We start from the raw sequence: 24,493 nt of genomic DNA, 5'->3' as shown, positions 1-24,493 counted from the left end.
GGTAAACGTATGATTCTTGAAACCAATCGTCTTTTGCTCCGCCCTTGGAGTGAGGCAGACGCAGTAGATTTATTTGCTGAGGCCAGTCATCCAGAAGTTGGTCCCGCAGCAGGTTGGCCAGTTCATCAGAGCCTAGAAGAGAGTCGGGAGATTATCAAGACGGTCCTCAGCCAACCAGAAACCTATGCCCTTGTCCTCAAAGAAACAGGACAGGTGATAGGCAGTATCGGCCTTATGATTGGAAAGCAAAGCGGTCTTGATTTGCCTGACTCTGAAGCTGAGCTAGGCTACTGGCTTGGGCAGGGATTTTGGGGACAAGGCCTGGTACCAGAGGCCTGTCACGCGTTGTTGGGCTACGGCTTTAGCCAACTAGGTTTAGAGCAGATTTGGTGCCGTGCTTTTCTAGAAAATAGCAAGTCCCAACGGGTCCAAGAAAAGCTGGGCTTTGTTTATCAATACCTATTGGAAGATGTTTATTTCTCGCTCATTGATGAGATCCGTACCGAACGCGTGAGCTTACTGACCAAGGAGAAATGGCAGGCTAGAAAGGAAGAATTATGACCCCAACACAACTCTGGCAAGATTTTCTTGCCATCAATCCCCAAGCAGGTCCTGAGCCAGAGGCCTGGGCTTTTGGGGCGGAAGCTGATCGTCTGGCTGATTTAGTAGCCAGAGGTATAAAAACCTCAACCAGCTCTGCCCATGCCCTCTACGCAGTAGAGGGAGAAGAAATCCCAAAAGCTGGTGGCTACGACATTATTCTCGATGGTCAGGGGCAGGCTGTTTGCATTATCCAAACTACCAAGGTCTATGTGACGCCCTTTTCTCAAGTGACAGCAGAGCATGCCTACAAGGAGGGCGAGTTCCGTCAGGAAGGCGATTTGTCTGTCATAAAAGAGAAAAGTCTGGTCCACTGGCGGCAGGTTCATGAGGAGCTCTTTACCATTTGGTTAAAAGAAGCTGGCCTTTCTTTCTCGGAGGAAATGCTAGTGGTCTGTGAAGAATTTGAATTGGTTTATCCAAAGTAGGTCTTGCTTTCTTTTGCGAAAATAGTATAATAATATTACATATGCAAAACAGAGGAAATTTATGGACAAAGAACACCTCACTCAACTCCTTGGGCAACTATCTCAAATTTTAGCTGCAAAAGAAACCCTGCTAGGGTCAGAACTAACGGTGCAGTTACAAGAAAGAATTGCAGCTGCTCAATCAGCGATGACCAATAAAGACGGTTTGGCTCTAGGAACCAGTTTAGCCAATCTGGTACAGGCTATCTCGGCAGCCTGTCTGCCAGGAAGAAATCTCACTTTTACAGATCAGGAACGACCGGTCTGGGAAGCCTTGAAAGACCTGACAAGAAAAGAAAGGGATGATAGTCTGAGAGGGTTGCACTTGTTCTAAAGAAATCAGGGAGTGGGAAAGAACTCGACCAGACCCAAAAAGAGTTCGTCAACAAGTCTTTATTGCCAGTTGTTGAGCTGAAACAGTCTATCCCCAGACCTTGAACGATGTGAGCTGACTACCGTCAGCTTATATCTCCCACTTCAAAAGGTCTCCCAGACCTTTTGAGGTTGGAAATAGAGCGAACTCTGTTCGCGTCAGTCGTAAAGGTCAGATTGGGAGTGTAAAACACAAATTACGGAGATTTGCTTTGCAAATCCTATCTCCAACCTTTAACAGTCTCCCAGACTGTTAAAGCCAATCAACCACTGCGCTGAGATGTTGACACGAACTCTGAGAAGTGGCGCTGGGCTTGAGCCCAGCCTCTTTGCTGTGCTTTTTGGAAATAACAGATAAAAAACAGACAGCCCCTATTGACGCAGCTGCTGGGGTTGTTATAATGAAGGGATGACTTTTGAGAAAGAAAGAGAGAAAAAAATGAAAAATGAAAGCAGCTCAAAGAAGTTCCGCTATGCTATCAGAAAATGCCAGAAGGGACTTGTTTCAGTTGCAATTGCAATGACAGTTGGCTCAGCAGTCGGACAGCAGCAAGTTCAGGCAGAAACCGCGTCTTTACCAGTGTCAACCCAGCTGCCAGTCAATCAGAAAAATGTGACAGACTACTTAGCAGAAGACGGAAGCAAACGTCAGATTGTATGGGTAAAAGGGATTCAGGCGCCGCAAATGGGCCCTGGTGGAGATTTTAAAAAGGAAGTTGACTGGGATTTTGTTTCCTACAAAATGCCCTTTAAGGAAAATCAAGGTTGGTATGATGTGAATAAGAGTTTGACAGCTTCAGCTGTTGACTTAAACCTATGCTTTGCGGCAGTGTCTTCCAACATGCTCCACTGGTGGTTGCAACAAAATCAGGCCTATGTGGAACAATACATCCAGCAAACCTACGGTGAGCAGGAAGTTGCCAGAGAAAAACTTGGACTTCGTGATCTGCGTAGATATGTTGACTCATTTACCAATCAACAGGAGAGCCGCATTTTTGACTTGTTCAAGGTCTATTACGGCTATCGAACCGATGGCTACCTATCGGATCTACTCATCGATCTCTTTATCAACGGCTATTCACCAAAGCCTAGCGGAGGAACCAATCAAGAGAATCCAGAGCTAGTGCCGGATGAGCGTGGAGGTTTTTTCCACTCTGTCTTTAAGGGAACCAAGCTGACAGACCGTTTTTTCAGCGGAAACTATGAGCGCTTTGGAAAAGATGTGAAGGAGCGCTTGGAAGCGGGGCAAATCCTAGGAGTAACCCATCTTCTCTTCCGACAAAATAATAGTCACATCGTTACCCTTTGGGGGGCAGAATACGATGAAGAGGGGAATTTGCGGGCCATCTATGTGACGGATTCAGATGACCAGTCGACTCCGGTCGGAATGAAGCGTTACGGTGTTACCAAGGATCGCTGGGGAAATCCTCGCCTCAACGACCACACCAAAGACCCATCAAGAGGGGTTGCCATTGAATACATTCACAGTCTTTCTTTGGGACAAGACAGCTGGGAGCGCTACTTTCATCCAGTAGATGAAGAACTGCTTTCAGCCAAAGAATCTGCTAAAACAGCCCTAGGAGAAGCTGCCGGAACAATTGCCCAAGCAATTAAACAGCAAGAAGAGTTAGGTGCGGAAGAACAGGCAAGCCTTCTTGCTCGTTTGGAAGAAGCGCGCCTCAAGTGGGAAGCAGGCTTGATGCAGGCAGCAACTACGGAAGAGGTCGCAAGTTACCTAAAGCAAGGCCTAGAGGACTTGCAGCCAAGGATAGAACACAAGGGAGAAGCTGCCTACCATAAACAAGAAGCTCTTACTATTGACTCGCTGTTGACAGAAACGACGTCACCTCCTTCGGAATCACTGCCAGGTAGCAGTGGAGAAGGTGCTGAGCTAGTGACCACCTCGTCGGAGTTGCCATCTGATAGTAGCAGTGAAACGACCGTTCTAGAAACACTTCCTTCCTCAGCAGAGGCACCAGTAGATGCTAGTGCAGGAAGCAACAAACGAGAAGAGGAATCCCAGTCCTCAGAACAAACAACCACTCTTACTGAAGAAAAACTTGCGCCGGTGGATGACCAAGCCTCTACCATCGCTAGCAAAGAGCCTGAAACTCAGTTGGAAAATCCGACGTCTATTTTAGAACAAGAAGAAGCAGAGAAACTCCCTGTCTTGGAAGAAAAGCAGGAAGATTCCCAAGAAGAGCTCAAAACAGAGGTCGTCGCACCCTCAGTAGTGGTTCTGCAGGAAGATAATAATATATCCACGACTGAATCCGAGCAACCAATCGTTGTTGCTGTTACTCCGGTGGAAAGCGAGCAGCAAATCACATCTCCACAGGTGACAGATGAAACCAGTGTAGTGGACGATTCAATTCCCGCTGAAGAAGAAGTGACGAGCAGTCAACAGCCAACAGTGGTTCAGCCAATTTTATCACCGCATCAGTCTTCTGAGGCATTCTCTCCTCGAGAACCTCAGGCAGAGTCAGTAGAGAACGACCGACCACAGGATAAGGCAGATGAGAAAAGACCAATCAAGGACAGCAATTCTTCACCTATCGAGAAAGAATCCACCTTGCCAATTTCTCCTAAACAAGCTACAAACAGCCAACTACCTCAAACCGGGGAAGACCAATCACTTTGGACAGTCTTGGCTATCACCTTACTGGGTCTGATTTCCTTCTATCTACGAAAAGGAATAGGAAAAAATAAAAGAGCTTAGGAAAATCTTTCCTAGCTCTATTTTATTGTGGTTGGATATAAGGGGCAGGGCTGTATGGACTGCGGTCAAAATGGGTAGGTTTCTCCACAATTTCCTGAGCGATTTGCCAGCCGATAAAGGGCCCGTTTGTCAGACCAGAAGACCCCAAACCACTTGCTACCCAAAGGCTTGGTTTGTCCGCTAGTTGGCCATAGAAAGGAGCATAAGTAGAGGTATAGGCTCTTGTACCAGTGCGGGTTTTGGAAACCGCGTACTGGGCTAGGATGGGCATGAAGTTTTCAGAACGCTCCTTCATTGCCGCGATCTTGTCGCTGTCCAGAGTTAGGTCATAGCCCATATCATCTTCGTGGGTAGCCCCGATAATGACTTTCCCTTTTTCAAAAGGAAGAATGTCGATTTCTCCGTAGGGCATGCAGACAGGCCAATTGTCTGTGTCTAAATCTGTTTCAAGCTCAAATAATTGTCCCTTTTGCGGACGGACATCGACTTGATAACCCAGAGGTTCCAGAATATGTGGCAGCCAAGCCCCGACAGCCAGAATAATATGATCGGCTGTCAGAATCTCACCCTCAAAAGCCACCTCTCTTTCATTCTGTAAAAAGGCTTGTCCTTTTAGTAGCTTACCGCCATTTAGTAAGACTTGTTCTTGTAAGAGGTCGATGAGCTTGCCGCCGTCAACCCGACCTCCGCCTTCTAGCAAGATGCCGTAGTTGTCCGGAGTGAGAGCTGGTAGGTAGTCTGTGACGTCCTCTTTTTCCAAGAGTCGAATGTCTCCTATGGTCGGAGTATCCTGTCTACGCTCCTTAGCGATTGCCTGCACTTTTTCTGCTAGTTCTGGTCGGCTCTTTAGGCCCAAAGTTCCTGTTTGTTTGAAGGGAAGATCAGTCACGCCTGCTTTTGTTAGGTCAGCCATCAATTGACGATAAAAGACAGCACCTGTGGACGTCAGCCGATACCAATCCTTGTTTTTCTTCTGAGCCAGCCAAGGGCAGATAATCCCTGCTGCGGCACGAGTCGCTGTTCCTAGACCGTGGTCAATAAGGGTAATGTGATTGTCCGTTTGAGAGAGATAGAAGGCGGCAGTTGAGCCGACAATTCCCCCTCCGATAATGATGATTCGTTTTTGCATACCCACATTATAGCACAAAACAAGCTGGTTTCATTATTTTTTCCAACATGATAAAATAGAACAAAGGAGTCAATCATGTCAGATATTATGTATCCCGAGGTTTTGACCGTGGGAAGTGGAGCAATCAAGGTAGCAACAGTTGGTGATAGCCTGACCTATGGCTATGGCTTGGAGAATAGAGAACGAGATGCCTATCCTTGTATTTTGGCAGATAAGCTAGGCTCTCACTACCAAGTATCCAATTTTGGACTTAGTGGTCGCTCTCTTCAATCGACGGCAGACTATCCGTATCTGAAGGAAAAAAATGCTCAACTTTCTTTCCAAAGTGAGGCAGATATTGTGATTATCATGATTGGCAGCAATGACAGCCGCGCAGCTTACTGGAATAAGGAACGTTTTACAGCAGAGTATAAGGCCTTAGCTGAAGGGTATATGGCCCTTGCCAGTCAACCGGACGTTTATCTGGTCATTCCACCCCATGTGCCGACCAGTCGATTTGGGCTGAATAATCAGATTATTGAAGAGGAGTTGCAGGTAATTATCCCTCAGATTGGAGAGGACTTAGGTCTGCCTGTCATCAACCTTTATCCCATTACCAAGGATCAGTCAGCTTATTATAGTGACGGCCTCCATTTGACCCCGCTTGGCAACCGCGTGATTGCTGAGGAAATTTATCGGCATCTTATTGGATGACAGGAGATGTTGGTTTTTCAAAAAATATGATATACTATACTAACTAGGAGAGATTGGAGAATATATGGTAAAAAGAGATTTAATCAAGCAAGTCATCCTGTTGGTGTCCTTGCTTTTAGGCTTGATTGCTTTGAGGGCGTGGGTCTTTGAACCGGTAACCATCCAGCCGGAGATGGCCAATGCCTACCTCAAAGAAAAAGACCTGATTATCACAGTTAGGGGAGCTGATGCGACGTACGGTGATTTCATCTTGTATGAGGTAGATAAGAAAGAGTATGTCGGTCGCATTATCGCCATGGAAGGTGACAGCGTGACCTACATGGATGATGTTCTTTACCGGAATAATGAAATTGTTCATGAAGACTATTTGAGTCGCCTCCCACATGTGGAGTACTACACCGAAGACTTTACAATTGCTAGTTTGACAGAGCAAGCTCATCAAGTTCTACCAGAAGGAACCTATCTGGTGCTAAACGATGATCGGACCAACCTGTCAGATAGCCGAACCTTTGGCCTGATTGATACCAAGCAGGTGATAGGCCGTCTGACTTTTCGTCTAACACCTCTCAGTGACTTTGGCTTCATCGACACAGGTGTTACCCAGCAATAAGCCCAAAGCGCAGTTGACCGCAACTGTGCTTTTTTTCACAAATTAGACTATACCAATTTTTATTGTTGACAAGGGAAAAGTCTTATTGTATACTGTTTTTACTGGTCTTTTTGCAAAAAGATTAGACTATACCAATTCGAAAAAATAAAGAAAGCTCGATGGCCTCCATCGAAGGTAAATTGTATGTGCGGAATTGTTGGTGTTGTAGGAAATGCAAACGCAACAGATATTTTGATTCAAGGTCTTGAAAAATTAGAATACCGTGGCTATGATTCAGCAGGAATTTTTGTCACAGGCGCTGGTAAGGATTATCTGGTTAAGTCGGTTGGCCGGATTGCCGATTTGACAGAAAAAGTGGGTGACCAGACCGAAGGAACAATCGGTATCGGCCATACACGCTGGGCAACCCATGGCAAACCAACTGAAGACAATGCCCATCCTCACACTTCTCAAACAGGGCGCTTTATTCTTGTTCACAACGGCGTCATTGAAAACTATCTTGAGATGAAAGAGGACTATCTTTCCGGTCATACATTTAAAGGACAGACCGATACAGAGATTGCAGTTCACTTGATTGGAAAATTTGTTGAAGAAGAGGGCTTGTCTGTTCTTGAAGGATTCAAGAAAGCTCTCCATATCATCCAAGGTTCGTATGCCTTTGCACTGATTGATTCTGCTAATCCGGACACGATTTACGTTGCCAAAAACAAGTCGCCACTTCTGGTTGGACTGGGAGAGGGCTATAACATGGTCTGCTCAGATGCCATGGCTATGATTCGTGAAACCAGTCAGTATATGGAAATTCATGACAAAGAATTGGTAATTGTTAAGAAGGATTCTGTGGAAGTGACCGACTATGAAGGAAATCCGGTTGAGCGTGCTAGTTACACTGCTGAGTTAGACCTATCAGATATTGGTAAGGGAACCTACCCATTCTATATGCTGAAGGAAATTGATGAGCAACCGACCGTTATGCGGAAACTGATTAGCACTTATGCAGATACAGATGGCAAGATGGTGGTTGACCCTGCCATTGTACAAGCTGTTCAGGAAGCGGATCGCATCTATATTTTGGCGGCAGGAACTTCTTACAATGCCGGTTATGCTGCCAAAAATATGATAGAAGCTTTGACGGACACTCCTGTTGAAATCGGTGTTGCTTCTGAGTGGGCTTATCACCTGCCAATTCTCAGCAAAAAACCGCTCTTTATCCTCTTGACTCAGTCTGGGGAAACAGCAGACAGCCGTCAGGTCTTGGTGCGTGCCAATGAACTAGGCATTCCAAGTTTGACCATTACCAATGTTCCAGGATCAACCCTTTCTCGTGAGGCGACCTACACTATGCTCTTGCACGCAGGCCCTGAGATTGCGGTAGCTTCTACCAAGGCCTATACCGCTCAGGTAGCAGCTCTTGCCTTCCTTTCAAAAGCTGTTGGAGAAGCCAATGGCAAACAGGAAGCCTTTGACTTTGACTTGGTACATGAGCTGTCTATTGTTGCTCAATCTATCGAAGCCACTTTATCAGAGAAGGAGTTGATTGCAGATAAGGTTGAAAAACTTCTGGCAACAACCCGCAATGCCTTCTATATTGGTCGGGGTAATGACTACTATGTGACGATTGAAGCGGCACTCAAACTGAAGGAAATTTCTTACATTCAATGTGAAGGATTTGCTGCTGGAGAGTTGAAACACGGAACCATTTCCCTGATTGAAGATGGCACCCCAGTTATTGCCTTGATTTCAAGCAATGAGAAAGTTGCAGCTCACACTCGTGGAAACGTGGCAGAAGTGGTTTCTCGTGGTGCCAACACTCTGACGGTCGTTGAAGAAGGATTGGAACGAGAAGGTGATGACATTGTGGTTAACAAGGTTCATCCGTTCCTATCTAGCATTTCAATGGTTATCCCAACCCAGCTGATTGCTTACTTTGCTTCCTTGCAGCGGGGCTTAGACGTGGATAAACCGCGTAATCTGGCTAAGGCCGTAACCGTAGAATAAAGTCAATACCAAATGAAAAGATCTGACAGAAGAGTCGGGTCTTTTCTGCTTGGTAAGGAATATTTATTAAATATCAGAAAAATTCTGAATAATTCTTTGAAATGAATAAAAATTCTGATATACTAGAAGCTAACAATTCATTAGGAGGAGTCATGGAATATATTTTGGAGGTTTTGCCAAGCCTGTTAAACGGGGCTTTGGTGTCTTTGCAAGTCTTTGTGTGGGTGCTTGTTTTATCTCTTCCTTTGGGGGCAGTTGTGGCATTTTTGATGCAGATAAAATTTGCCCCTCTGCGTTGGTTTTTGCATTTTTATGTACTGATTATGCGCGGAACACCGCTTTTATTGCAACTGATTTTTGTTTATTATGTTTTACCTAGTGTTGGCATTACCTTTGACCGTATGCCAGCGGTTATTCTAGCCTTTTCCCTCAACTATGCGGCCTATTTTTCTGAAATTTTCCGCGGAGGTATTGAGGCGATTCCGACTGGACAATACGAAGCGGCTAGGGTTTTGAAGTTTACACCCTTTCAGACCATTCGCTATATCGTCTTGCCTCAGGTTGTTAAAATCGTTCTTCCTAGCGTCTTCAATGAAGTCATTACCCTAGTGAAGGATACGTCACTGGTCTATGCCTTGGGAGTCAGCGACCTCTTGTTGGCCAGCAGAACGGCTGCTAACCGTGATGCCAGTCTAGCTCCCATGTTTATCGCAGGAGCTATCTACCTGCTCATGATTGGCCTAGTAACCCTCTTTTCTCGCCGAATCGAGAAAAAATTTGACTACTATAAATAGGAGGTCATCATGTTAGAAGTACGAAATCTTTCCAAACGATTTGATAATAAGTTGATTTTTGACAACTATGACTTGGTGATTCCAGAAGGGAAAATCATCGCTATCGTCGGACAATCAGGAGGAGGAAAAACCACGCTCCTGCGGATGCTGGCGGGCTTGGAGGCGATTGACTCGGGTCAATTGTTCTACAATGGTCAGGAATTACCTCTTGAGGAGCTGGAGAAGCGCAACTTGCTGGGCTTTGTTTTCCAAGACTTTCAGCTCTTTCCTCATCTCTCTGTTTTGGATAATTTGACCCTATCGCCTATAAAAACCCAACATCTGCCAGAAGAAGAGGCCGAGAAAAAGGCTCGCCAACTACTGGAAAGGCTAGGTTTAGCCAACCATGCGGCAGCCTATCCCTATTCTTTATCTGGCGGGCAAAAGCAACGGGTAGCCTTGGCGCGAGCGATGATGATTGACCCGGAAATTATCGGCTATGATGAACCGACATCGGCCTTAGACCCCGAACTACGTAGGGAAGTGGAGCAGCTCATCTTAGCCAATCGAGAAACAGGAATTACGCAAATCGTTGTTACCCACGATATGCAGTTTGCAGAAAATATTGCAGATGAGATTATTAAAATCGAGCCTAAACATTAAAAGGAGTAAAACAGATGAAGTGGAAAAAAATTATTTTAGGAGTAGCTGGTCTGTTAGCGGCAGCCAGTCTTGCAGCTTGTGGTTCGAGTGAAAAAGCGACCAGCCAAGACCAGTGGTCTACTTATGAAACCGAAAAGACGATTACAATTGGTTTTGACAAAACCTTTGTTCCAATGGGATTTGAGGATAAAAGCGGTGAATATGTCGGCTTTGATGTTGAGCTTGCGACAGCTGTTTTTGACCAGTACGGTATCAGTATCAATTGGCAACCAATCGACTGGGATTTGAAAGAAACTGAGCTGAACAATGGCAATATTGATCTCATTTGGAACGGCTACACTGCCACAGATGAACGCAGGGAGAAGGTTCTCTTTAGCGATAGCTATATGGATAATTTGCAGGTTTTAGTTACCAAAAAATCATCTGGGATTGCTAGCGTTGCAGATATGACTGATAAGATTTTGGGAGCTCAGGCGGGGTCGTCTGGTTACTCGGTCTTTGAAAGTCAGCCAACTATCTTAAAGGATCTTGTTAAAGACAATACAGCAACGCAATATTCGACCTTTAATGAAGCCTTGATTGACCTCAAGAGTGACCGGATAGATGGCCTTTTAATCGACCGCGTGTATGCCAACTATTATCTCCAACAAGAAGGGATTATGGCTGATTACAACATCATAGATGCTGGGTTTGAGGCAGAGTCCTTTGGTGTTGGTGCCCGTAAGGCAGATAAAACCTTGGTTGAAAAAATCAATCAGGCCTTTGCTGAACTCTATGCTCAAGGTAAATTCCAAGAGATTTCCAACAAGTGGTTTGGTGAAGATGTCGCTACAAAGGAAGTGAAAGAATAAAACGATGGATGCTGGACAAAAAGTCCAGTATCTTTTTTATTCGATGAAAAAATAGTAAGACTGTTTTATTTTGCCCGTCTGTCGACTGTCAAAAAAACTGTGACAAGATTTGAGTTTTCTTATCATAAGGGAGCTTGTATAATAAACTTAACAAATAAGGAGGAAATGAAAAATGGCACAATCTTCATTTAAAGTTCGGCTTCAAAAGCTTGGAACGACATTATCAAATATGGTTATGCCCAATATCGGGGCATTCATCGCTTGGGGGGTATTGACCTCGCTCTTCATTGAAACGGGTTGGCTGCCAAACGAAGAGTTTGCAACAATCGTTGGTCCAATGATTACCTATCTCTTGCCACTCTTGATTGGTTACACAGGCGGTTACAACGTCTATGGTCAACGCGGCGGGGTCGTGGGAGCTATCTTGACCATGGGTGTCATTGCAGGTTCAAGTGTTCCGATGTTTATCGGTGCTATGGTGGTAGGACCATTTGGTGCCTGGGTTATCAAGAAATTTGATGCAGCTGTTCAACCAAAAATTCGTCCTGGTTTTGAAATGCTGGTCAACAACTTCTCCGCAGGCTTGATTGGTTTTGCTTTGATGCTCTTGACCTTTAAGGTTGTGGGACCATTTGTTGAAAGCATGACAACCCTGATTGGTGATGGCGTTCAGGCTATTGTGGATATGAAACTCTTGCCACTGGCTAACATTATCATCGAACCAGCCAAGGTTCTCTTCCTCAACAACGCTCTCAACCATGGTATTTTCACGCCGCTTGGAACGGAGCAGGTTTTGGAAGTCGGCAAGTCTGTTCTCTTCCTTTTGGAAGCAAACCCTGGCCCTGGTCTAGGTATTCTCTTGGCCTATGCCTTCTTTGGTAAAGGTTCTGCCAAATCTTCTTCTTGGGGAGCAATGGTTATCCACTTCTTTGGTGGAATCCATGAAATCTACTTCCCTTACGTTATGATGAAACCGGCCCTCTTCCTAGCAGCAATCGCTGGTGGTGTATCAGGTACCTTCGTATTCCAGCTTCTTGGTGCAGGTCTTGGTGCGGCAGCATCACCAGGTTCTATCTTTGCGATTCTTGGTATGGTACCAAAAGGTGATAACTACTTCATGAACGTCCTGTCTGTTCTTGCTGGTGTCTTTGCTGGTGCAGCAGCATCGTTCCTTGTAGCTTCCATCATCTTGAAGGCCGACAAGTCTGAAGGGGAGTCTTTAGAAGAGGCTCAAGCAGCAACCAAGGCAGCAAAAGCAGCTTCAAAAGGACAAACAAGTCTTTCTAAAGACATCTCTACTAACACTGTTAAGCAAATCATCTTTGCTTGTGATGCAGGTATGGGAAGTTCTGCGATGGGTGCTTCTCTGCTTCGTGACAAGGTGAAAAAAGCAGGTTTGGATATTCCGGTAACCAATAAAGCAATTGCCAATCTGCAAGATACAGACTACACCTTGATTGTAACTCAGGAAGAATTGGCAAGTCGTGCAGCTCAGCGGACGCCAAGCGCTATCCATGTGACCGTAGACAATTTCTTGACCTCAGGCAAGTACGATGAAATCGTAGCCCAACTGACTCAGACCAAGACGGGAGATTCTCCCAGGCAAGTAAGTTCAGAGGTCACTGCAACAGACACACCGGATCTCAACTATATTGATGAGGTAGTCTTTGCCTATGGCAAGGCTCAAGGGTCTGCGACGATGGGACAGGCAACCCTCCGTGCTATTTTTAAAAACAAGGGGATAGCCATTCCTGTTGCTACGGTGGCCTATGAAGAACTTGGTCAACACAATGCCAAGAATATCTTGGTGGTCACGACCATCGAGCAACAAGCCCAAGTGCAACAGGCGGCACCAAATGCGCAGCTTCTAGTCGTCGATAGTCTGGTAACAACGCCAGAATATGACAAGATTGTTGAACGCATGTACAAATAATCGATTCAAGTCAGTTTCTCAGCAAATCCCTATTTGAATCATAGAAAGTATAGTATAATGAACTTATGCTACTAACAAAACGAGAAGAACAACTGATGAAAGCTTTCCTCCAGGTAGGAAAGCTTTCATTGAAAGAGATGGCAGATATTTTACAGGTATCGTCACGAACCGTTTACCGTACCCTGTCAGATTTAACCATCAGCCTAGAAAGTCAAGACATTCAGATTATCAAAGAAGGGAAAAAATATTACCTTTCTGGAGATGTGGCAAAGTTAACCGATGTTCAGGCAGAGGAGTCCTATTCAGCCAGCCAGCGCTTGGTATTGATGGCCTACCAACTCTTGACCAGTCAAAACCCCGTTACCAATGAGCAATTTCAGGAGCGTTTCTACGTTTCCAATGTAACAGTCATACAGGATATTGCTAGCATTGAGGGGCGTATGGCGGATTTTGGTTTGGGCTTGTCACGGCAAAAAGGCTATCGGATTGAAGGGGCGGCCGGCCAAAAACGGCGCTTTTTAGCCATCCTCTTAGCCAACGCAATCTCCGTTCAGGATTTTTGGTCTGATTGCTATGAGGGCTATCCTCTCCTAGAGAAAAGCAAGGTAAGTCGAGCTAGAAGAGTCTTTGAAAGCTACCAGAAAAATCTAGGTGATATTGATTCGACACTCAAAGAATTTTTAATTATCCTGCTTAGTCTAGCTGATAATCAAGAGCATTTGGAACATCAGCTACAAGTTTCTAAGGCGGCTCTGGAGTTTTCTCAGAAAGTCTTTGCGGATTTGGCAAAGGAAAGCAAACAGTTTTATGGCATTCAAGAAATTATCTACTTTGCAACAATCCTAGATGAGTTGATTATCAAGCGGCAGGAGGTTCCGCTGTTCAGAGAACAGTTTGACAGTGGTTTTTATTATAGTATTTCTCAGTTAGTAGATGCTATTTCCCGCTTTACCAAGATTGATTTTATCAAGGATAAACTGCTGTTTCGTCTTCTCTTTAATCACATCCGTCTGAGCTTAGCTGTTCCAATCCTATTTCCAGACTATGCCACTACCAATGTAGCCTATTTGGCTACCCAGAAAAATCCTTTCTTACACAGCCTAGTTAGTTTGCTGATGAAGGACATCTTTCCTGCCTATATTCAGAATGAATATGAATACGAACTTGTAACCCTGCACTTTGCTTCCAGTCTGCGTCGGAGTCCAGACATCTATCCCATTCGCTTACTCTTGGTAACGGACGAGCGTCCGCTAACCACCAGTGTTTTGGTATCAAAAATTAAAAGTATTGCCCCTTTTGTAGAGTTGATTGATGTGCAATCAACGACCAATTTGGCCAACATTCGGATGGATCAGTATGATTACTGCCTATCGACCAAGCCTGTTCCGCATCTAGGTTTGGATCTCATCTCAACCTTTCCTAATACGCAGGAGATACTAGAGTTGCAGGAAACCTTGCAGTCTATCCAAGAAAATCGGACAGTTTTGCAGAGAGAAGAGATGGCCATTGAACGTCACTATGACCTACAGGCCTACTTGATGGCCAGTGCCCAGTTGCTCAAGCACTTTCAACTGACACAATTGGACAATCAGCCCAATTTTGATCAGACAGTCCGACAAATTGTGCAGGAACTGGATTTCGTGAAGGATAAGAAGTATTTGGCTGACAAGCTCCTATCCCGATTTGCTGTCAGTCCCTTGGCGATTCCCAAGACCAACCTTGCCCTAATCCATACCCAGTCTAGTCAGGTTTCAAACAGTCAGTTTCGGATTGTTAATCTGGCAAAACCTGTTCAGGCCCTATCCATGAACAATCAGGAGGAGCAGGTTCAGCGAGTCCTTGTCATGCTGACCCGATTAGGGGAGGAAGAAGAAATCCGCGAACTGCTGACAGCGATCAGTCAGTCCATCATTGAAAATAATCTCTATACAGAAATTTACCGGACGGGCAATCAGGAAATCATTTACCAACTGCTCAACTCAATCTTTAATGAAAAAATCAAAAAATTGGAGAACTAACATGGAATTTCAACAACACCTAATTAAATTAAACCAAGCTTTTGCAACCAAGGAAGAGGCCATTCGTTTTTGCGGTCGCCAACTGGTTGATGCAGGCCACGTCAATGAAGCTTATGTAGAAGCCATGATTGAGCGGGATGCAGAACTTTCCGTTTACATGGGCAATTTTATCGCTATTCCGCATGGTACAGATGCCGCTAAAAAAGAAGTTCGTTCTTCAGGGATTACCATCGTTCAGGTTCCGGCCGGTGTCAACTTTGGAACAGAAGAAGCTCCCAAAATAGCAACGGTTCTCTTTGGTATCGCTGGTATTGGTGACGAGCATTTGGAAATCATCCAAAAAATTTCTATCTTCTGTGCAGATGTAGACAATGTTGTTAAGTTGGCAGATGCCCAGTCTGAAGAAGAGGTTGTTCAACTATTAAACAGTGTTGGTTAAAAGGAGGTGGACAAATGAAAAAAGCAGTACACTTTGGTGCAGGAAATATCGGTAGAGGTTTTATTGGAGAAATTCTCTTTGAGAACGATTTTGAAATCGCCTTTGTTGATGTCAATGAACGAATCATCGATGCCTTGAATGAGCGAGGCAGCTACGAAATCGAAATCGCCGAAGAAGGTCAGCGTCATATCACGGTTTCCGGTGTTTGTGGTATCAACAACGCGAAACATCCAGAGGAGGTCGTAGCCGCTCTTGCGGAAGCTGACTTGGTAACAACAGCTATCGGACCAAACATCCTGCCTTATATCGCTGGTTTGGTTGCTCAAGGAATTGAAGCCAGACAGGCAGCAGGCAACCATCAGCCACTAGATGTCTTGGCCTGTGAAAATATGATTGGTGGCTCAGCCTTTCTTTTTGAAGAAGTTAAAAAGCACCTATCTGAATCAGGTCTAGCCTTTGCCCAAGAGTACATTGGTTTTCCAAATGCAGCAGTGGATAGGATTGTACCTGCCCAGACACATGATGATCCGCTCTTTGTGATTGTTGAGCCCTTCAATGAGTGGGTAGTGGAAACACGCGGGATGAAACGGCCTAGCCTTCGCTTGGACAAGGTTCACTACGAAGAGGAGCTTGAACCCTTCATTGAACGGAAACTCTTCTCTGTTAACTCAGGGCACGCGACCTCGGCCTACACAGGAGCCCACTTTGGAGCCACGACCATCCTAGAAGCCCTACAAAATGATGTTGTAAAATCTAAGGTTGAGGCTGTTTTGGGAGAAATTAGAAGCCTGTTGATTGCCAAATGGGGCTTTGATGAGGCTGCTTTAGCAGACTATCATAAGATTATCATCAGCCGTTTTGAAAATCCATTTATTGTGGACGATGTGGCCCGAGTAGCTCGGACACCGATTCGTAAGCTCGGTTATGATGAGCGCTTTATTCGCCCTATTCGCGAGCTTCGCGAGCGAGGATTGTCCTATGACAACCTCCTGCAAACCGTAAGCTATATCTTTTCCTACCGAGATGAAACAGATGAACAATCCCTCCAGCTTCAAACTCTCTTGCAAGAAAAACCACTTGCCGAAGTGGTCGCAGAAGTGACTGGTCTAACCGACCAAACCCTGATTGACGAAATTGTTTCCGTTTTGAAATAGCAAAAAGAGGCGGATAAAATCTCGTTCCTTGCAAAAATTGACACACTACTTTCATCAAAAAAGGCTTAAAACCAACCTCTCCTAGAGATACGGTTTTAAGCCTTTTACTGTTGGATAATTTTCCTAATCTTGTTTTTTTGAAATTTGGTGGAAAACCACCTGCCAGACTTCGTGCCTTCTCCAGAGGGAGGTGTGCACATAATCGCCGATTTCAAAGGTGACCAGCTTGGACTTTTGACTGATGGAGGCCATCTGGTAATTGGTCAGGTAAGTGGTTTGAACAGGGTGCTGTTTTAGCATTTCCTCCTTGTTGAGGTAGCGGCCTTTGGCATCAATCAAAAGGTAGTTGTCATCAATAAGGTTCTGATAGCCCTTTTCATGGGCCTGAATTTCAGCCTCAAAACGATAGAGTTTATCATAGACGTGTTCATAGATTTCGTCGTGGGGCAAATCAGAAGGCTCAACATGGATATCAACATCAAAGACACCATGTTTGAGTTTGAGGAGCTGTTCAACCTGCTCAGTTACCTCATGGCTTTCATAGACAGACAAATCTGGATTCATCTCTAATACAATATCCAGATAGATATTGGCCCCATAGGTTCGCCCGCGCTGGGACTTGACGGCAACAACCTTGGGCAACTTGAGGATGTCAATCTTGTAGCGGTTCAGGAGTTCTTCATCAAAACCATCCGACAGGGTGAAAAAGCTCTCCATAAAAATTTCATGGGCTGTTTTGAGGATGAAGAAGGTGATGATAATAGCGGCAATCTTATCCACAATGGGAAAGTTGGCAGCCGCCGCAAAGACCGCAACAGAGGTACCGATAGAGGTAACGGCATCTGACAGATTGTCCTTGGCCGCAGCCTCCAGTGCCTTGGAATTGACCTGTTTTGCTAGGCGCTTGTTGTAGAGATAGACAGCAAACATGATAGCCGCAGATACAATTCCAACGCTGGCTCCCATGATGTCAATTTCGACGGCTTCCTTGCTCAATAATTTTTGGATGGTCGCGTGCAGAACCTGAAATCCAACGACAAACATGATGAAGGAAGTAATGAGGCTGGCCAAGTCCTCCATTTTCCAGTGGCCAAACTTGTGATCCGTATCAGCAGGCTTTTGTGCCATCCTCAGACCAATCAGAACCGCTACGTTACCGATAATATCAGAGATATTGTTAAAAGCATCGGCTGTCAAGGCGTCCGAATGAAAGATGGAGCCTGCTGCCAATTTGAGCCCTGAAAGAAGGATATAGGCTGCGATGGAGATGAGGGCTCCGTGTTCAGCCGTTTTGAGGTTTTGAATTTGAGTGTTCATCCTATCTCCTTTGTCGCATTTTATGAAAAAGGATGACCTCACTCTTACAAGAGGCACATCCTGAGAAGGAAGCATCAAGCTTCTTTGAAGCGTTTTTGAATGTATTTATACAAGCGCAGAAGCACGGTGCCACTTGCCATGCCGATTGGAATAACAAGGGCCAAGATAATAACGGTTGTTGTATTAACAAGGGCTTCAGAGTGATTGCCAGATACGAAATAGGTGGTCGTCATATAGGCCCGGTAGCCTGGAACTAGCGGTGCCAAAATAGCCAGAGCAAAGATGACAGACGGGGTTTTGAGGACAATACTCATAACCTGACTGGCACAAGAACCAATGACGGCAGCTGTGAAGGTAGCAACAATCACATTGGTAGGCTCTAAAAGCAGATAGTAAATCAGCCAGACAGACATCCCCAAGATACCTCCAGGAATCACCATCTGTTTTTGTACATTTAAAACAATCAGGAAGGCTGCGATAGCGATGTAGCTCGCCAAGGCTTGCAGTAAAAATGTGATAATATCCATAACTCACCCCATCAACAACAGTGCAGCAGCGGTTCCAGCTCCTAAAGAGAGGATGACCAAAAGGGTCTGAAAAATTTTGGCCATACCAGAATTGATATGATTGGTCATCAAATCACGAACAGCATTGGTAAAGGCTATTCCTGGAACAAATGGCATGACAGCTCCGGCATTTATCAGGTTTGGATTGAGAGGAAAAGGAGCGTGGCGAGCCAACAGGTAGGCAGTCAGAGAAAATACTAGAGCGCCGACAAACTTTGCAACAAAATCAATACGAATTAACTTGTCAATCCAGAGTGATAAAGGAAAGGCGAGTCCGGTTGCACAGGCTGCTCCAAGAGCCTCCAAAATACCGCCACCAAACATAATGGTAAAAAAAGGAGCGGCGATGGTCGCAGCTAGGCTGACTTGGAGAGAAGTATACGGAAGCGGCTGATTTTTAATCCGTTGCAGAGCAGCCATTGCTTCTTCTAGGTCAATATCCCCTGCAACTAAGGAACGCGATACCTGATTGACATCGCAAACCTTTTGCATATCATGATTGGAATGAACAATCCGTTTCATGCGAGAAATATTGGTGTGATCAATAGAAACGAAAATCGCTGCAGGAATGGCAAGGACGTTTGCATTTTCAATGCCCTGAGATTGGGCAATCCGAATCATAGTGTCTTCGATTCGATGGATTTCCGCACCGCTTTGAGAAAGAATGGCTCCTGCCAACATCAGGACATCGATAACCTGATCAAGTTTAGGGCTTGCTTCCATTTTCGATCACTTTCCTTTTTTAAAATTGATTAGCCCTATTATATCAAAAAAAGTTTGAATAGGAGATGAAAAAGAGGGATTTTCTGTGACTTCAGGCAAAAATAAGTTTGGTTCCAAAACTATGGCAATTTCTGGAACTAGGGATGATGCGAGTACAGATTCTGTCCAATCGTGATGTTAGTTGGTATCTTTTTCTTGTCATCGGTTGTAATTTGTGCTACACTTGATAAGTCAATTGTTGACAAATCAACAAACAAAAGGGAGTACCATGAAGAACATCGCAAACTTGCTCTATCAATTAAAATTGGCAGAAGAACGGATTACAACTCTTTTTGAAAAACAGCTTGGTATCAGTCTAACTCGCTACCAACTGTTGACGATTTTATTGGATGATGCTCCTTGTTCCCAGCATGTGCTTGAGGAAAAACTCCAGATTGATCGAGCTGCTATCACCAGACACTTGAAAATCTTGGAGGAAGAAGGCTATATCAGCCGCCAGCGGAACCCTCGAAACCAACGAGAGATGGAGGTTGTACCAACGTCCAAGGCTATTTCTGATATGGTTAGTCATCCTCAAGAACAACATCTCCTCGTCAGAAAAGCCATGGAAGCTATCTTAACTGAAGAAGAAGGCGCCATCCTCAGCCAGCTTCTGGAAAAATTGCAAGTAGGTGTTCAAAATCTCCCCCTGAACATATGAGAAAGGAAGAATCTTATGTCACTTATCACCAGTGTTCTGGCCTCTGTGGTCGCTTTAGAACACCTCTACATCCTCTATTTAGAAACCTTCGCTACCCAGTCAGACGCCACTAGTCGTGTCTTTGGGATGGAAAAAGAAGAACTTCAACGTCCATCTGTTTCCGCCCTTTTTAAGAATCAAGGAGTTTACAACGGTCTTTTAGCCCTCTTTCTCTTTTATGGAATTGTCACGGGCAATCGGGAAATCGTAACAATCTTTGTCCTCTTTGTCATTGGAGCAGCTAGCTACGGTGCTGTCAGTTCCAGTCCCAAAATTCTTTTAACTCAAGGCGGACCAGCTATTTTGACATTTATCAGCCTGTTGCTGTTTAAATAGTCCTTTTCGGAAATCAACCCCAGATTGCTTGAGCCATTCTGGGGTTTCTTTTGGAAACAAAGCGGAGCGACTGTCTGCGACATCTTTATGATATACTAGAAAGAAAGCACGAAGAGGAGAGTAGATGGTAATAGTAGTGACGCGGGCCATAGGGTTTGTCTTGGTTATCGCCCTTGGCTATGTGATGAAAAAAAGAGGAGTGATTCGGAGAGAAGATGCCAGCATCTTCTCGAGTCTGGTAATGAACGTGACCCTGCCCTGTGCTATTTTGGCTTCGACTCAGGCCTTGGTATGGGAAGGGTATCTGATTTTACCGCTTTTTTTAGGCCTTCTTGCCAATCTTATTTTAGATGCAGTTGGCTATTGGGAAGCTAAAAAGAGCGGGCGCAGGGCTGCGGTTGGCTTAATGCAGTTGTCTGGCTATAATATTGGAACCTTTACTCTGCCCTTTGTTCAGGCCTTTTTTCCACCGGCAGCCTTGGTGAGTGTGCTTTTGTTTGATGCAGGAAACGCCCTCATGGTTTTAGGTGGAAATTACAGCTTGGCAGCTAGTTTGGACAAAAAAGAAAAAGGCTTGAGTCTAAGAGGTTTTGCTCAAAACCTTTATCGCTCCATCCCCTTTTTAGTCTATCTGACAGCCGTGTTGCTGGCAGCTTTTCAGGTCGGGCTCCCCAAGGAAATCACCGCTTTGGTGTCCATAGCTGGCAATGCCAATCCCTTTCTAGCCATGCTGATGCTGGGCATCCTTTTGGATTTGGATGTAGATAGTCGTGAATTGCTGCGCTTGTTCAAGCTGCTGACTCTTAGATTAGGAACTAACTTGCTACTTGGCTTTGTCTTTTATTTGTTCTTGCCCCTGCCTGAGTTGGTTCGTCAGCTTTTGTTGGTCTGCTTAGCCTCTCCGATCTCTGTGGTGGCGCCAGTCTACGCCCTCAAACTAGGCAGCAACTCCTCTGAACCAGCCAATCTTAACTCCCTCTCGATTCTGGTCAGCCTTTTGCTTATGATGTTGCTCTTATTTTTCTTTGCCTGACAACAAAAAAATCTGCCAACAGCAGATTTTTTCTTATGGGGTGAATCAGTAGCGCCAATTAACCGCGGTGGGAAACAATCCCCAGAATAACGTCAACGGCCTTTTCCATGGTTTCAAGGCTGACAAATTCAAATCGACCGTGCATGTTTTCGCCGCCAGCAAAAATATTTGGTGTTGGAATTCCCATAAAGGAGATTTTAGAGCCATCTGTTCCGCCGCGGACAGGTTCAATGAGCGGTTTGATGCCTAAATTTTCCATGGCTTCCTTGGCGATATGAACTGGTGTCATGTCTTTTTCGATAATCTTTTTCATGTTGTAGTACTGATCATGGAGTTTAACAATGACACGCGGACTATCAAAGGCGGCGTTCATTTGGTCAGCAATATCCAACATGAGCTGTTTGCGGGCAAGGAAGTCTTCTTCTTCAAAATCGCGGATAATATAGCTGGCTGAAGCAGTGTCCACGCTACCTTCAATATTCATGAGATGGAAGAAGCCCTGGTAGCCATCTGTTTTTTCAGGTCGGTCCCCTTCTGGCAGGCGATTGTGGAAGTCAATAGCTAGCTGGAACGCGTTAATCATTTGGTCCTTGGCAGAGCCGGGATGGACATTTCGGCCCAGAAAGTCGATAGTTGCGGCAGCCGCGCTGAAGGTTTCGTACTGGAGTTCGCCGAGCGGTCCGCCGTCCATCGTATAGGCAAAGTCTACGTTAAAGTCTTCGACATCAAATTTATCTGCACCAACACCAATTTCTTCATCAGGACCAAAGCCAACTCGGATTTCGCAGTGTTTAATGTCTGGATTTTGCACTAGAAACTCAATAGCCGTCATGATTTCAGCGATGCCTGATTTGTCATCTGCTCCCAAAAGAGTTGTGCCATCAGTGGTGATGAGGGTCTGCCCCTTATAATTAGCCAACTGAGGGAAGTCTTTAGGATGCAGTTCATAGCCAGATGTACCAAGGACAATCGCTTGTCCATCGTAGTTTTCAATAAGCTGTGGTGAAACATTCTCTGCGTTGAAATCGGCCGTGTCCATATGGGAAATAAAACCAATCTTGCGGGTCAGGTCAGGGTCGTTGGCAGGCAGGGTTCCTACGGCAAAGCCATTTGGTAGATAGTGAACATCCGTCAGTCCAATCCGCTTCATCTCAGGGAGTAGAATGTTCTGGGCAAATTCGACCTGATTTTGAGTGCTGGGTGTGGTAGTAGACCGCTCGTCTGACCGAGTATTTTCCTTAACATAAACAAGAAAACGTTCTAAAAGGGTAGGGTATTTCATCATTTCTCCTTACTGGTTTAAAATATATTTTTCAATAGCTTTGGCAACACCATCGTGATTGTTGCTTGTAGTGACATCATCTGCGATTGCTTTGACAGCCTCATTGGCATTGCCCATAGCGACGGCTAATCCTGCAAATTCTAACATTTCAAGGTCGTTGTTAGCGTCGCCCATCGCCATGATATGGTCAGGCTGGATGTTGAGTTTCTCCGCGAGTTTCTTGAGTCCGGAAGCCTTGCTGGCACCTTCTGGCAAGATTTCTAGTAAGACATCCTGAGAGCGAACGGTTGAGAATGTTTGACTCAGTTGACTATTATGCCTTGCTTCAAAACGGTCTGTGTCCTCCTTGCTTCCAATGAACATCGCCTCAAAGATAGGCTGCTTACCTGAGCTAGCCTCTTCTAAGCTGATGGTTACAGGCTCGGTGTAGACCAAATTGGCATCTGCGCGAGCAAATTCATTGGCTTTTTCTTCAAGGATATAGTAATGGTCCTGGTCAAAAAGGCTGAGCTGCATAGAAGAACCTTCCAAAAAACTAGCCAGATAGATAATGTCTTCTGGCTTGAGTTCCTCCCAGTCTAGCAAGGACCAGTCCTTGGTAGAGTGAGTGGAGCAGCCGTTGTTGACAATGATATACTCTTCTTCTTGGTCAAAGCCCAACTGCTGGATAAACGGTTTGACCCCGATGAGAGGGCGGCCGGTACAAAGGACAATTTTTACTCCGGCATCAACAGCCTTATGGATAGCCTCAATCTGACGTGGAGTCAGCTCTTTTTGGTCGTTTAAAAGCGTTCCGTCCATGTCAAGGGCGATGAGTTGAATCATAGTAACCTCCTGAAATCTGCTAAGATTAGTATAGCATAAAACAGGCTAAAGCGAAGTTATTTCCTTTCATCTGCCTTAAAATCTGCTACAATGGTTCTTGACATAGAAACGATATGGGCCAGAAAATGCCGCCTAGGATAAGAACAGGAGTTTGTATGAGCCAACTATCCACCTTTTTTCAGCAGAAAATACCCATCTTTGATCGTTTGCTGCCCTTTGGTTTTACAGTGACAGACGGTCTCTACACCTATCGAGAAGTCTTTTTTGATGAGCAGTTTGAACTCCTTGTCCAAGTGGATGAAGGGGGAAAAAGCCGAGTCACGGTTTTGGATGTTGAAATGGGAGAAGAGTATATGGCTGTTCATGTCACTGCTCCTCTTGGAGCCTTTGTCAGTCAGGTTAGAAAGGAAAGTCTAGCTATTCTCCAGAAGGTGGCCAATGCCTGTTTTTGTGCTCTGCCTTTTGCCCAGGAACAGACCAATCGTCTGAGTCAGTTTATCCAGAAACGCTGGAGAGACCAACCGGATTATCCCTTTGCCAAGTTTCCACAGACAGCTAGTTTTCGCCATCCAGCCAATGGGAAGTGGTATGCCTTGATAACACGGGTCAAGCGCTCCTATTTTGGCGACAGTTCAGATACGAATCAGGTGGAAATTCTCAACCTCAAGGTCGATAGGGAGGAAATGGCAGAGCTACTCAGTCTGCCGGGCGTCTATCCAGCCTACCACATGTCCAAAAAGACATGGGTTTCCCTCCTTTTGGACGGAAGTATAGCCGACCATCTCCTCTTTGACCTTGTTAAAAAAAGCCGATCTATGGTTGGGCCCAAAACCTATCGGTCAGAAGAAGGACCTGATTATTGGCTGATTCCGGCTAACCCCAAGCTCTACGATATTGACAGTGAATTTGCAGCCAACAAGCGAGTGAATTGGCCTCAAAAATCCAGTATCAAAACAGGAGATATGCTGGCCATCTATGTGACGGCTCCGGTCCAGGCAATTCGCTATGTTTGTCGAGTGTTAGCTGCGGAACTGCCTAATCATGGGGAGCCAGATATTCCGGCTGACAAACGAGTGATGCAAATTGAACTCCTAGATAAGCTACCTGATCAAGAACTTTCTATCCAACGAATGAAGGAATTGGGGGTCAAGGCCGTTCGCGGCCCAAGGCGGATGACAAAGGAATTAAAGGATGTTTTAGTCTCCAAAATCAACAGGGTTCATTAAATTATCTGAAAATTTAATAAACCCCTT

24 protein-coding genes are annotated in these 24,493 nt (G+C 45.1%); 18 read left to right on the top strand and 6 right to left on the bottom strand.

Features of this window, described 5'->3' with window-relative positions; translation table 11 throughout:
* Positions 1-9: 9 nt before the first annotated feature.
* The 4 genes from INT76_RS03995 (at position 10) to INT76_RS03980 (ending at position 4,158) form a co-directional block, all read left to right on the top strand.
* A complete protein-coding gene (locus tag INT76_RS03995; protein WP_212572442.1) occupies positions 10-561 on the top strand; it encodes a GNAT family N-acetyltransferase in 552 nt (183 codons plus the stop codon).
* Entirely contained in the window at positions 558-1,028 is a 471-nt protein-coding gene (locus tag INT76_RS03990; protein ID WP_212572441.1) for an ASCH domain-containing protein, read from the top strand. The genes INT76_RS03995 and INT76_RS03990 overlap by 4 nt, the downstream gene beginning before the upstream one ends.
* A 61-nt stretch (positions 1,029-1,089) precedes the next feature.
* Positions 1,090-1,401, top strand: coding sequence for a hypothetical protein (locus tag INT76_RS03985; RefSeq protein ID WP_212572439.1), 312 nt, complete (start codon positions 1,090-1,092; stop codon positions 1,399-1,401).
* Between the two features lie 477 nt (positions 1,402-1,878).
* On the top strand, positions 1,879-4,158 hold the full coding sequence (locus tag INT76_RS03980) for an IdeS/Mac family cysteine endopeptidase (RefSeq protein ID WP_212572437.1): 2,280 nt from the start codon (positions 1,879-1,881) through the stop codon (positions 4,156-4,158).
* 22 nt (positions 4,159-4,180) lie between these two features.
* On the opposite strand, the gene INT76_RS03975 is transcribed toward INT76_RS03980, so the two are convergent.
* Positions 4,181-5,287, bottom strand: coding sequence for an NAD(P)/FAD-dependent oxidoreductase (locus INT76_RS03975; RefSeq protein WP_212572435.1), 1,107 nt, complete (start codon positions 5,285-5,287; stop codon positions 4,181-4,183).
* Positions 5,288-5,362: 75 nt separating this feature from the next.
* Here INT76_RS03975 and INT76_RS03970 point away from each other — a divergent pair, with 75 nt between their 5' ends.
* The 10 genes from INT76_RS03970 to INT76_RS03925 all read left to right on the top strand — a co-directional run bounded on the left by INT76_RS03970 (position 5,363) and on the right by INT76_RS03925 (position 16,419).
* Complete coding sequence (locus INT76_RS03970) at positions 5,363-5,980, top strand: GDSL-type esterase/lipase family protein (protein ID WP_212572433.1); 618 nt, start codon at positions 5,363-5,365, stop codon at positions 5,978-5,980.
* 64 nt (positions 5,981-6,044) lie between these two features.
* A complete protein-coding gene (gene lepB / locus INT76_RS03965) occupies positions 6,045-6,590 on the top strand; it encodes a signal peptidase I (RefSeq protein ID WP_212572431.1) in 546 nt (181 codons plus the stop codon).
* Between the two features lie 183 nt (positions 6,591-6,773).
* Positions 6,774-8,588: a glutamine--fructose-6-phosphate transaminase (isomerizing) gene (gene glmS, locus INT76_RS03960; RefSeq protein ID WP_212572429.1), complete on the top strand. Its 1,815-nt coding sequence runs from the start codon at positions 6,774-6,776 to the stop codon at positions 8,586-8,588.
* A gap of 152 nt (positions 8,589-8,740) precedes the next feature.
* Positions 8,741-9,382: an amino acid ABC transporter permease gene (locus INT76_RS03955; RefSeq protein WP_212572427.1), complete on the top strand. Its 642-nt coding sequence runs from the start codon at positions 8,741-8,743 to the stop codon at positions 9,380-9,382.
* Positions 9,383-9,391: 9 nt separating this feature from the next.
* The gene (locus INT76_RS03950) at positions 9,392-10,024 is read left to right on the top strand and encodes an amino acid ABC transporter ATP-binding protein (protein ID WP_212572425.1); all 633 of its coding nucleotides are present in this window, start codon (positions 9,392-9,394) and stop codon (positions 10,022-10,024) included.
* Positions 10,025-10,038: 14 nt separating this feature from the next.
* The gene (locus INT76_RS03945) at positions 10,039-10,875 is read left to right on the top strand and encodes an amino acid ABC transporter substrate-binding protein (RefSeq protein WP_212572424.1); all 837 of its coding nucleotides are present in this window, start codon (positions 10,039-10,041) and stop codon (positions 10,873-10,875) included.
* A gap of 172 nt (positions 10,876-11,047) precedes the next feature.
* Positions 11,048-12,808, top strand: coding sequence for a PTS mannitol transporter subunit IIBC (locus tag INT76_RS03940; protein WP_212572422.1), 1,761 nt, complete (start codon positions 11,048-11,050; stop codon positions 12,806-12,808).
* Positions 12,809-12,873: 65 nt separating this feature from the next.
* Positions 12,874-14,826, top strand: a complete 1,953-nt coding sequence (locus tag INT76_RS03935; protein ID WP_212572420.1) for a BglG family transcription antiterminator — start codon at positions 12,874-12,876, stop codon at positions 14,824-14,826.
* A 1-nt stretch (position 14,827) separates the two neighbouring features.
* The gene (locus INT76_RS03930; RefSeq protein WP_212572418.1) at positions 14,828-15,265 is read left to right on the top strand and encodes a PTS mannitol transporter subunit IIA; all 438 of its coding nucleotides are present in this window, start codon (positions 14,828-14,830) and stop codon (positions 15,263-15,265) included.
* A gap of 14 nt (positions 15,266-15,279) precedes the next feature.
* On the top strand, positions 15,280-16,419 hold the full coding sequence (locus INT76_RS03925; RefSeq protein WP_212572416.1) for a mannitol-1-phosphate 5-dehydrogenase: 1,140 nt from the start codon (positions 15,280-15,282) through the stop codon (positions 16,417-16,419).
* A gap of 123 nt (positions 16,420-16,542) precedes the next feature.
* On the opposite strand, the gene INT76_RS03920 is transcribed toward INT76_RS03925, so the two are convergent.
* From INT76_RS03920 to INT76_RS03910, 3 genes are all read right to left on the bottom strand, one after another.
* Positions 16,543-17,736: a cation diffusion facilitator family transporter gene (locus tag INT76_RS03920; RefSeq protein ID WP_212572414.1), complete on the bottom strand. Its 1,194-nt coding sequence runs from the start codon at positions 17,734-17,736 to the stop codon at positions 16,543-16,545.
* Between the two features lie 74 nt (positions 17,737-17,810).
* A complete protein-coding gene (locus tag INT76_RS03915) occupies positions 17,811-18,263 on the bottom strand; it encodes a threonine/serine exporter family protein (RefSeq protein WP_212572412.1) in 453 nt (150 codons plus the stop codon).
* 3 nt (positions 18,264-18,266) lie between these two features.
* Positions 18,267-19,025, bottom strand: coding sequence for a threonine/serine exporter family protein (locus INT76_RS03910; RefSeq protein WP_212572410.1), 759 nt, complete (start codon positions 19,023-19,025; stop codon positions 18,267-18,269).
* Positions 19,026-19,293: 268 nt separating this feature from the next.
* Here INT76_RS03910 and INT76_RS03905 point away from each other — a divergent pair, with 268 nt between their 5' ends.
* From INT76_RS03905 to INT76_RS03895, 3 genes are all read left to right on the top strand, one after another.
* Positions 19,294-19,725: a MarR family winged helix-turn-helix transcriptional regulator gene (locus tag INT76_RS03905; protein ID WP_212572408.1), complete on the top strand. Its 432-nt coding sequence runs from the start codon at positions 19,294-19,296 to the stop codon at positions 19,723-19,725.
* Positions 19,726-19,740: 15 nt separating this feature from the next.
* On the top strand, positions 19,741-20,100 hold the full coding sequence (locus INT76_RS03900; RefSeq protein WP_212572406.1) for a DUF1304 domain-containing protein: 360 nt from the start codon (positions 19,741-19,743) through the stop codon (positions 20,098-20,100).
* 124 nt (positions 20,101-20,224) lie between these two features.
* Positions 20,225-21,133, top strand: a complete 909-nt coding sequence (locus INT76_RS03895) for an AEC family transporter (RefSeq protein WP_212572404.1) — start codon at positions 20,225-20,227, stop codon at positions 21,131-21,133.
* Positions 21,134-21,191: 58 nt separating this feature from the next.
* Here the strand turns inward: INT76_RS03895 and pepT are convergent, their stop codons facing one another.
* Together pepT and INT76_RS03885 are read right to left on the bottom strand one after the other, a co-directional pair.
* On the bottom strand, positions 21,192-22,415 hold the full coding sequence (pepT, locus tag INT76_RS03890) for a peptidase T (RefSeq protein WP_212572402.1): 1,224 nt from the start codon (positions 22,413-22,415) through the stop codon (positions 21,192-21,194).
* Between the two features lie 9 nt (positions 22,416-22,424).
* Positions 22,425-23,240: a Cof-type HAD-IIB family hydrolase gene (locus tag INT76_RS03885; protein WP_212572400.1), complete on the bottom strand. Its 816-nt coding sequence runs from the start codon at positions 23,238-23,240 to the stop codon at positions 22,425-22,427.
* Positions 23,241-23,395: 155 nt separating this feature from the next.
* On the opposite strand from INT76_RS03885, the gene INT76_RS03880 reads away from it, so the two are divergent.
* Entirely contained in the window at positions 23,396-24,466 is a 1,071-nt protein-coding gene (locus INT76_RS03880) for an MmcQ/YjbR family DNA-binding protein (protein ID WP_212572398.1), read from the top strand.
* Positions 24,467-24,493 lie beyond the last annotated feature (27 nt).

It is taken from the genome of Streptococcus oriscaviae, assembly GCF_018137985.1.
GTDB classification, from domain to species: Bacteria; Bacillota; Bacilli; order Lactobacillales; family Streptococcaceae; genus Streptococcus; species Streptococcus oriscaviae.
The sequence above is the reverse complement of the archived record's forward strand: the minus strand, read 5'-3'. Positions and strand labels throughout refer to the sequence as shown.

Coding starts and splice junctions, on each gene's coding strand:
- INT76_RS03995 (WP_212572442.1), top strand. CDS start 10: ATGATTCTTGAAACCAATCGTCTTTTGCTCCGCCCTTGGAGTGAGGCA.
- INT76_RS03990 (WP_212572441.1), top strand. CDS start 558: ATGACCCCAACACAACTCTGGCAAGATTTTCTTGCCATCAATCCCCAA.
- INT76_RS03985 (WP_212572439.1), top strand. CDS start 1,090: ATGGACAAAGAACACCTCACTCAACTCCTTGGGCAACTATCTCAAATT.
- INT76_RS03980 (WP_212572437.1), top strand. CDS start 1,879: ATGAAAAATGAAAGCAGCTCAAAGAAGTTCCGCTATGCTATCAGAAAA.
- INT76_RS03975 (WP_212572435.1), bottom strand. CDS start 5,287: ATGCAAAAACGAATCATCATTATCGGAGGGGGAATTGTCGGCTCAACT.
- INT76_RS03970 (WP_212572433.1), top strand. CDS start 5,363: ATGTCAGATATTATGTATCCCGAGGTTTTGACCGTGGGAAGTGGAGCA.
- lepB (WP_212572431.1), top strand. CDS start 6,045: ATGGTAAAAAGAGATTTAATCAAGCAAGTCATCCTGTTGGTGTCCTTG.
- glmS (WP_212572429.1), top strand. CDS start 6,774: ATGTGCGGAATTGTTGGTGTTGTAGGAAATGCAAACGCAACAGATATT.
- INT76_RS03955 (WP_212572427.1), top strand. CDS start 8,741: ATGGAATATATTTTGGAGGTTTTGCCAAGCCTGTTAAACGGGGCTTTG.
- INT76_RS03950 (WP_212572425.1), top strand. CDS start 9,392: ATGTTAGAAGTACGAAATCTTTCCAAACGATTTGATAATAAGTTGATT.
- INT76_RS03945 (WP_212572424.1), top strand. CDS start 10,039: ATGAAGTGGAAAAAAATTATTTTAGGAGTAGCTGGTCTGTTAGCGGCA.
- INT76_RS03940 (WP_212572422.1), top strand. CDS start 11,048: ATGGCACAATCTTCATTTAAAGTTCGGCTTCAAAAGCTTGGAACGACA.
- INT76_RS03935 (WP_212572420.1), top strand. CDS start 12,874: ATGCTACTAACAAAACGAGAAGAACAACTGATGAAAGCTTTCCTCCAG.
- INT76_RS03930 (WP_212572418.1), top strand. CDS start 14,828: ATGGAATTTCAACAACACCTAATTAAATTAAACCAAGCTTTTGCAACC.
- INT76_RS03925 (WP_212572416.1), top strand. CDS start 15,280: ATGAAAAAAGCAGTACACTTTGGTGCAGGAAATATCGGTAGAGGTTTT.
- INT76_RS03920 (WP_212572414.1), bottom strand. CDS start 17,736: ATGAACACTCAAATTCAAAACCTCAAAACGGCTGAACACGGAGCCCTC.
- INT76_RS03915 (WP_212572412.1), bottom strand. CDS start 18,263: ATGGATATTATCACATTTTTACTGCAAGCCTTGGCGAGCTACATCGCT.
- INT76_RS03910 (WP_212572410.1), bottom strand. CDS start 19,025: ATGGAAGCAAGCCCTAAACTTGATCAGGTTATCGATGTCCTGATGTTG.
- INT76_RS03905 (WP_212572408.1), top strand. CDS start 19,294: ATGAAGAACATCGCAAACTTGCTCTATCAATTAAAATTGGCAGAAGAA.
- INT76_RS03900 (WP_212572406.1), top strand. CDS start 19,741: ATGTCACTTATCACCAGTGTTCTGGCCTCTGTGGTCGCTTTAGAACAC.
- INT76_RS03895 (WP_212572404.1), top strand. CDS start 20,225: ATGGTAATAGTAGTGACGCGGGCCATAGGGTTTGTCTTGGTTATCGCC.
- pepT (WP_212572402.1), bottom strand. CDS start 22,415: ATGAAATACCCTACCCTTTTAGAACGTTTTCTTGTTTATGTTAAGGAA.
- INT76_RS03885 (WP_212572400.1), bottom strand. CDS start 23,240: ATGATTCAACTCATCGCCCTTGACATGGACGGAACGCTTTTAAACGAC.
- INT76_RS03880 (WP_212572398.1), top strand. CDS start 23,396: ATGAGCCAACTATCCACCTTTTTTCAGCAGAAAATACCCATCTTTGAT.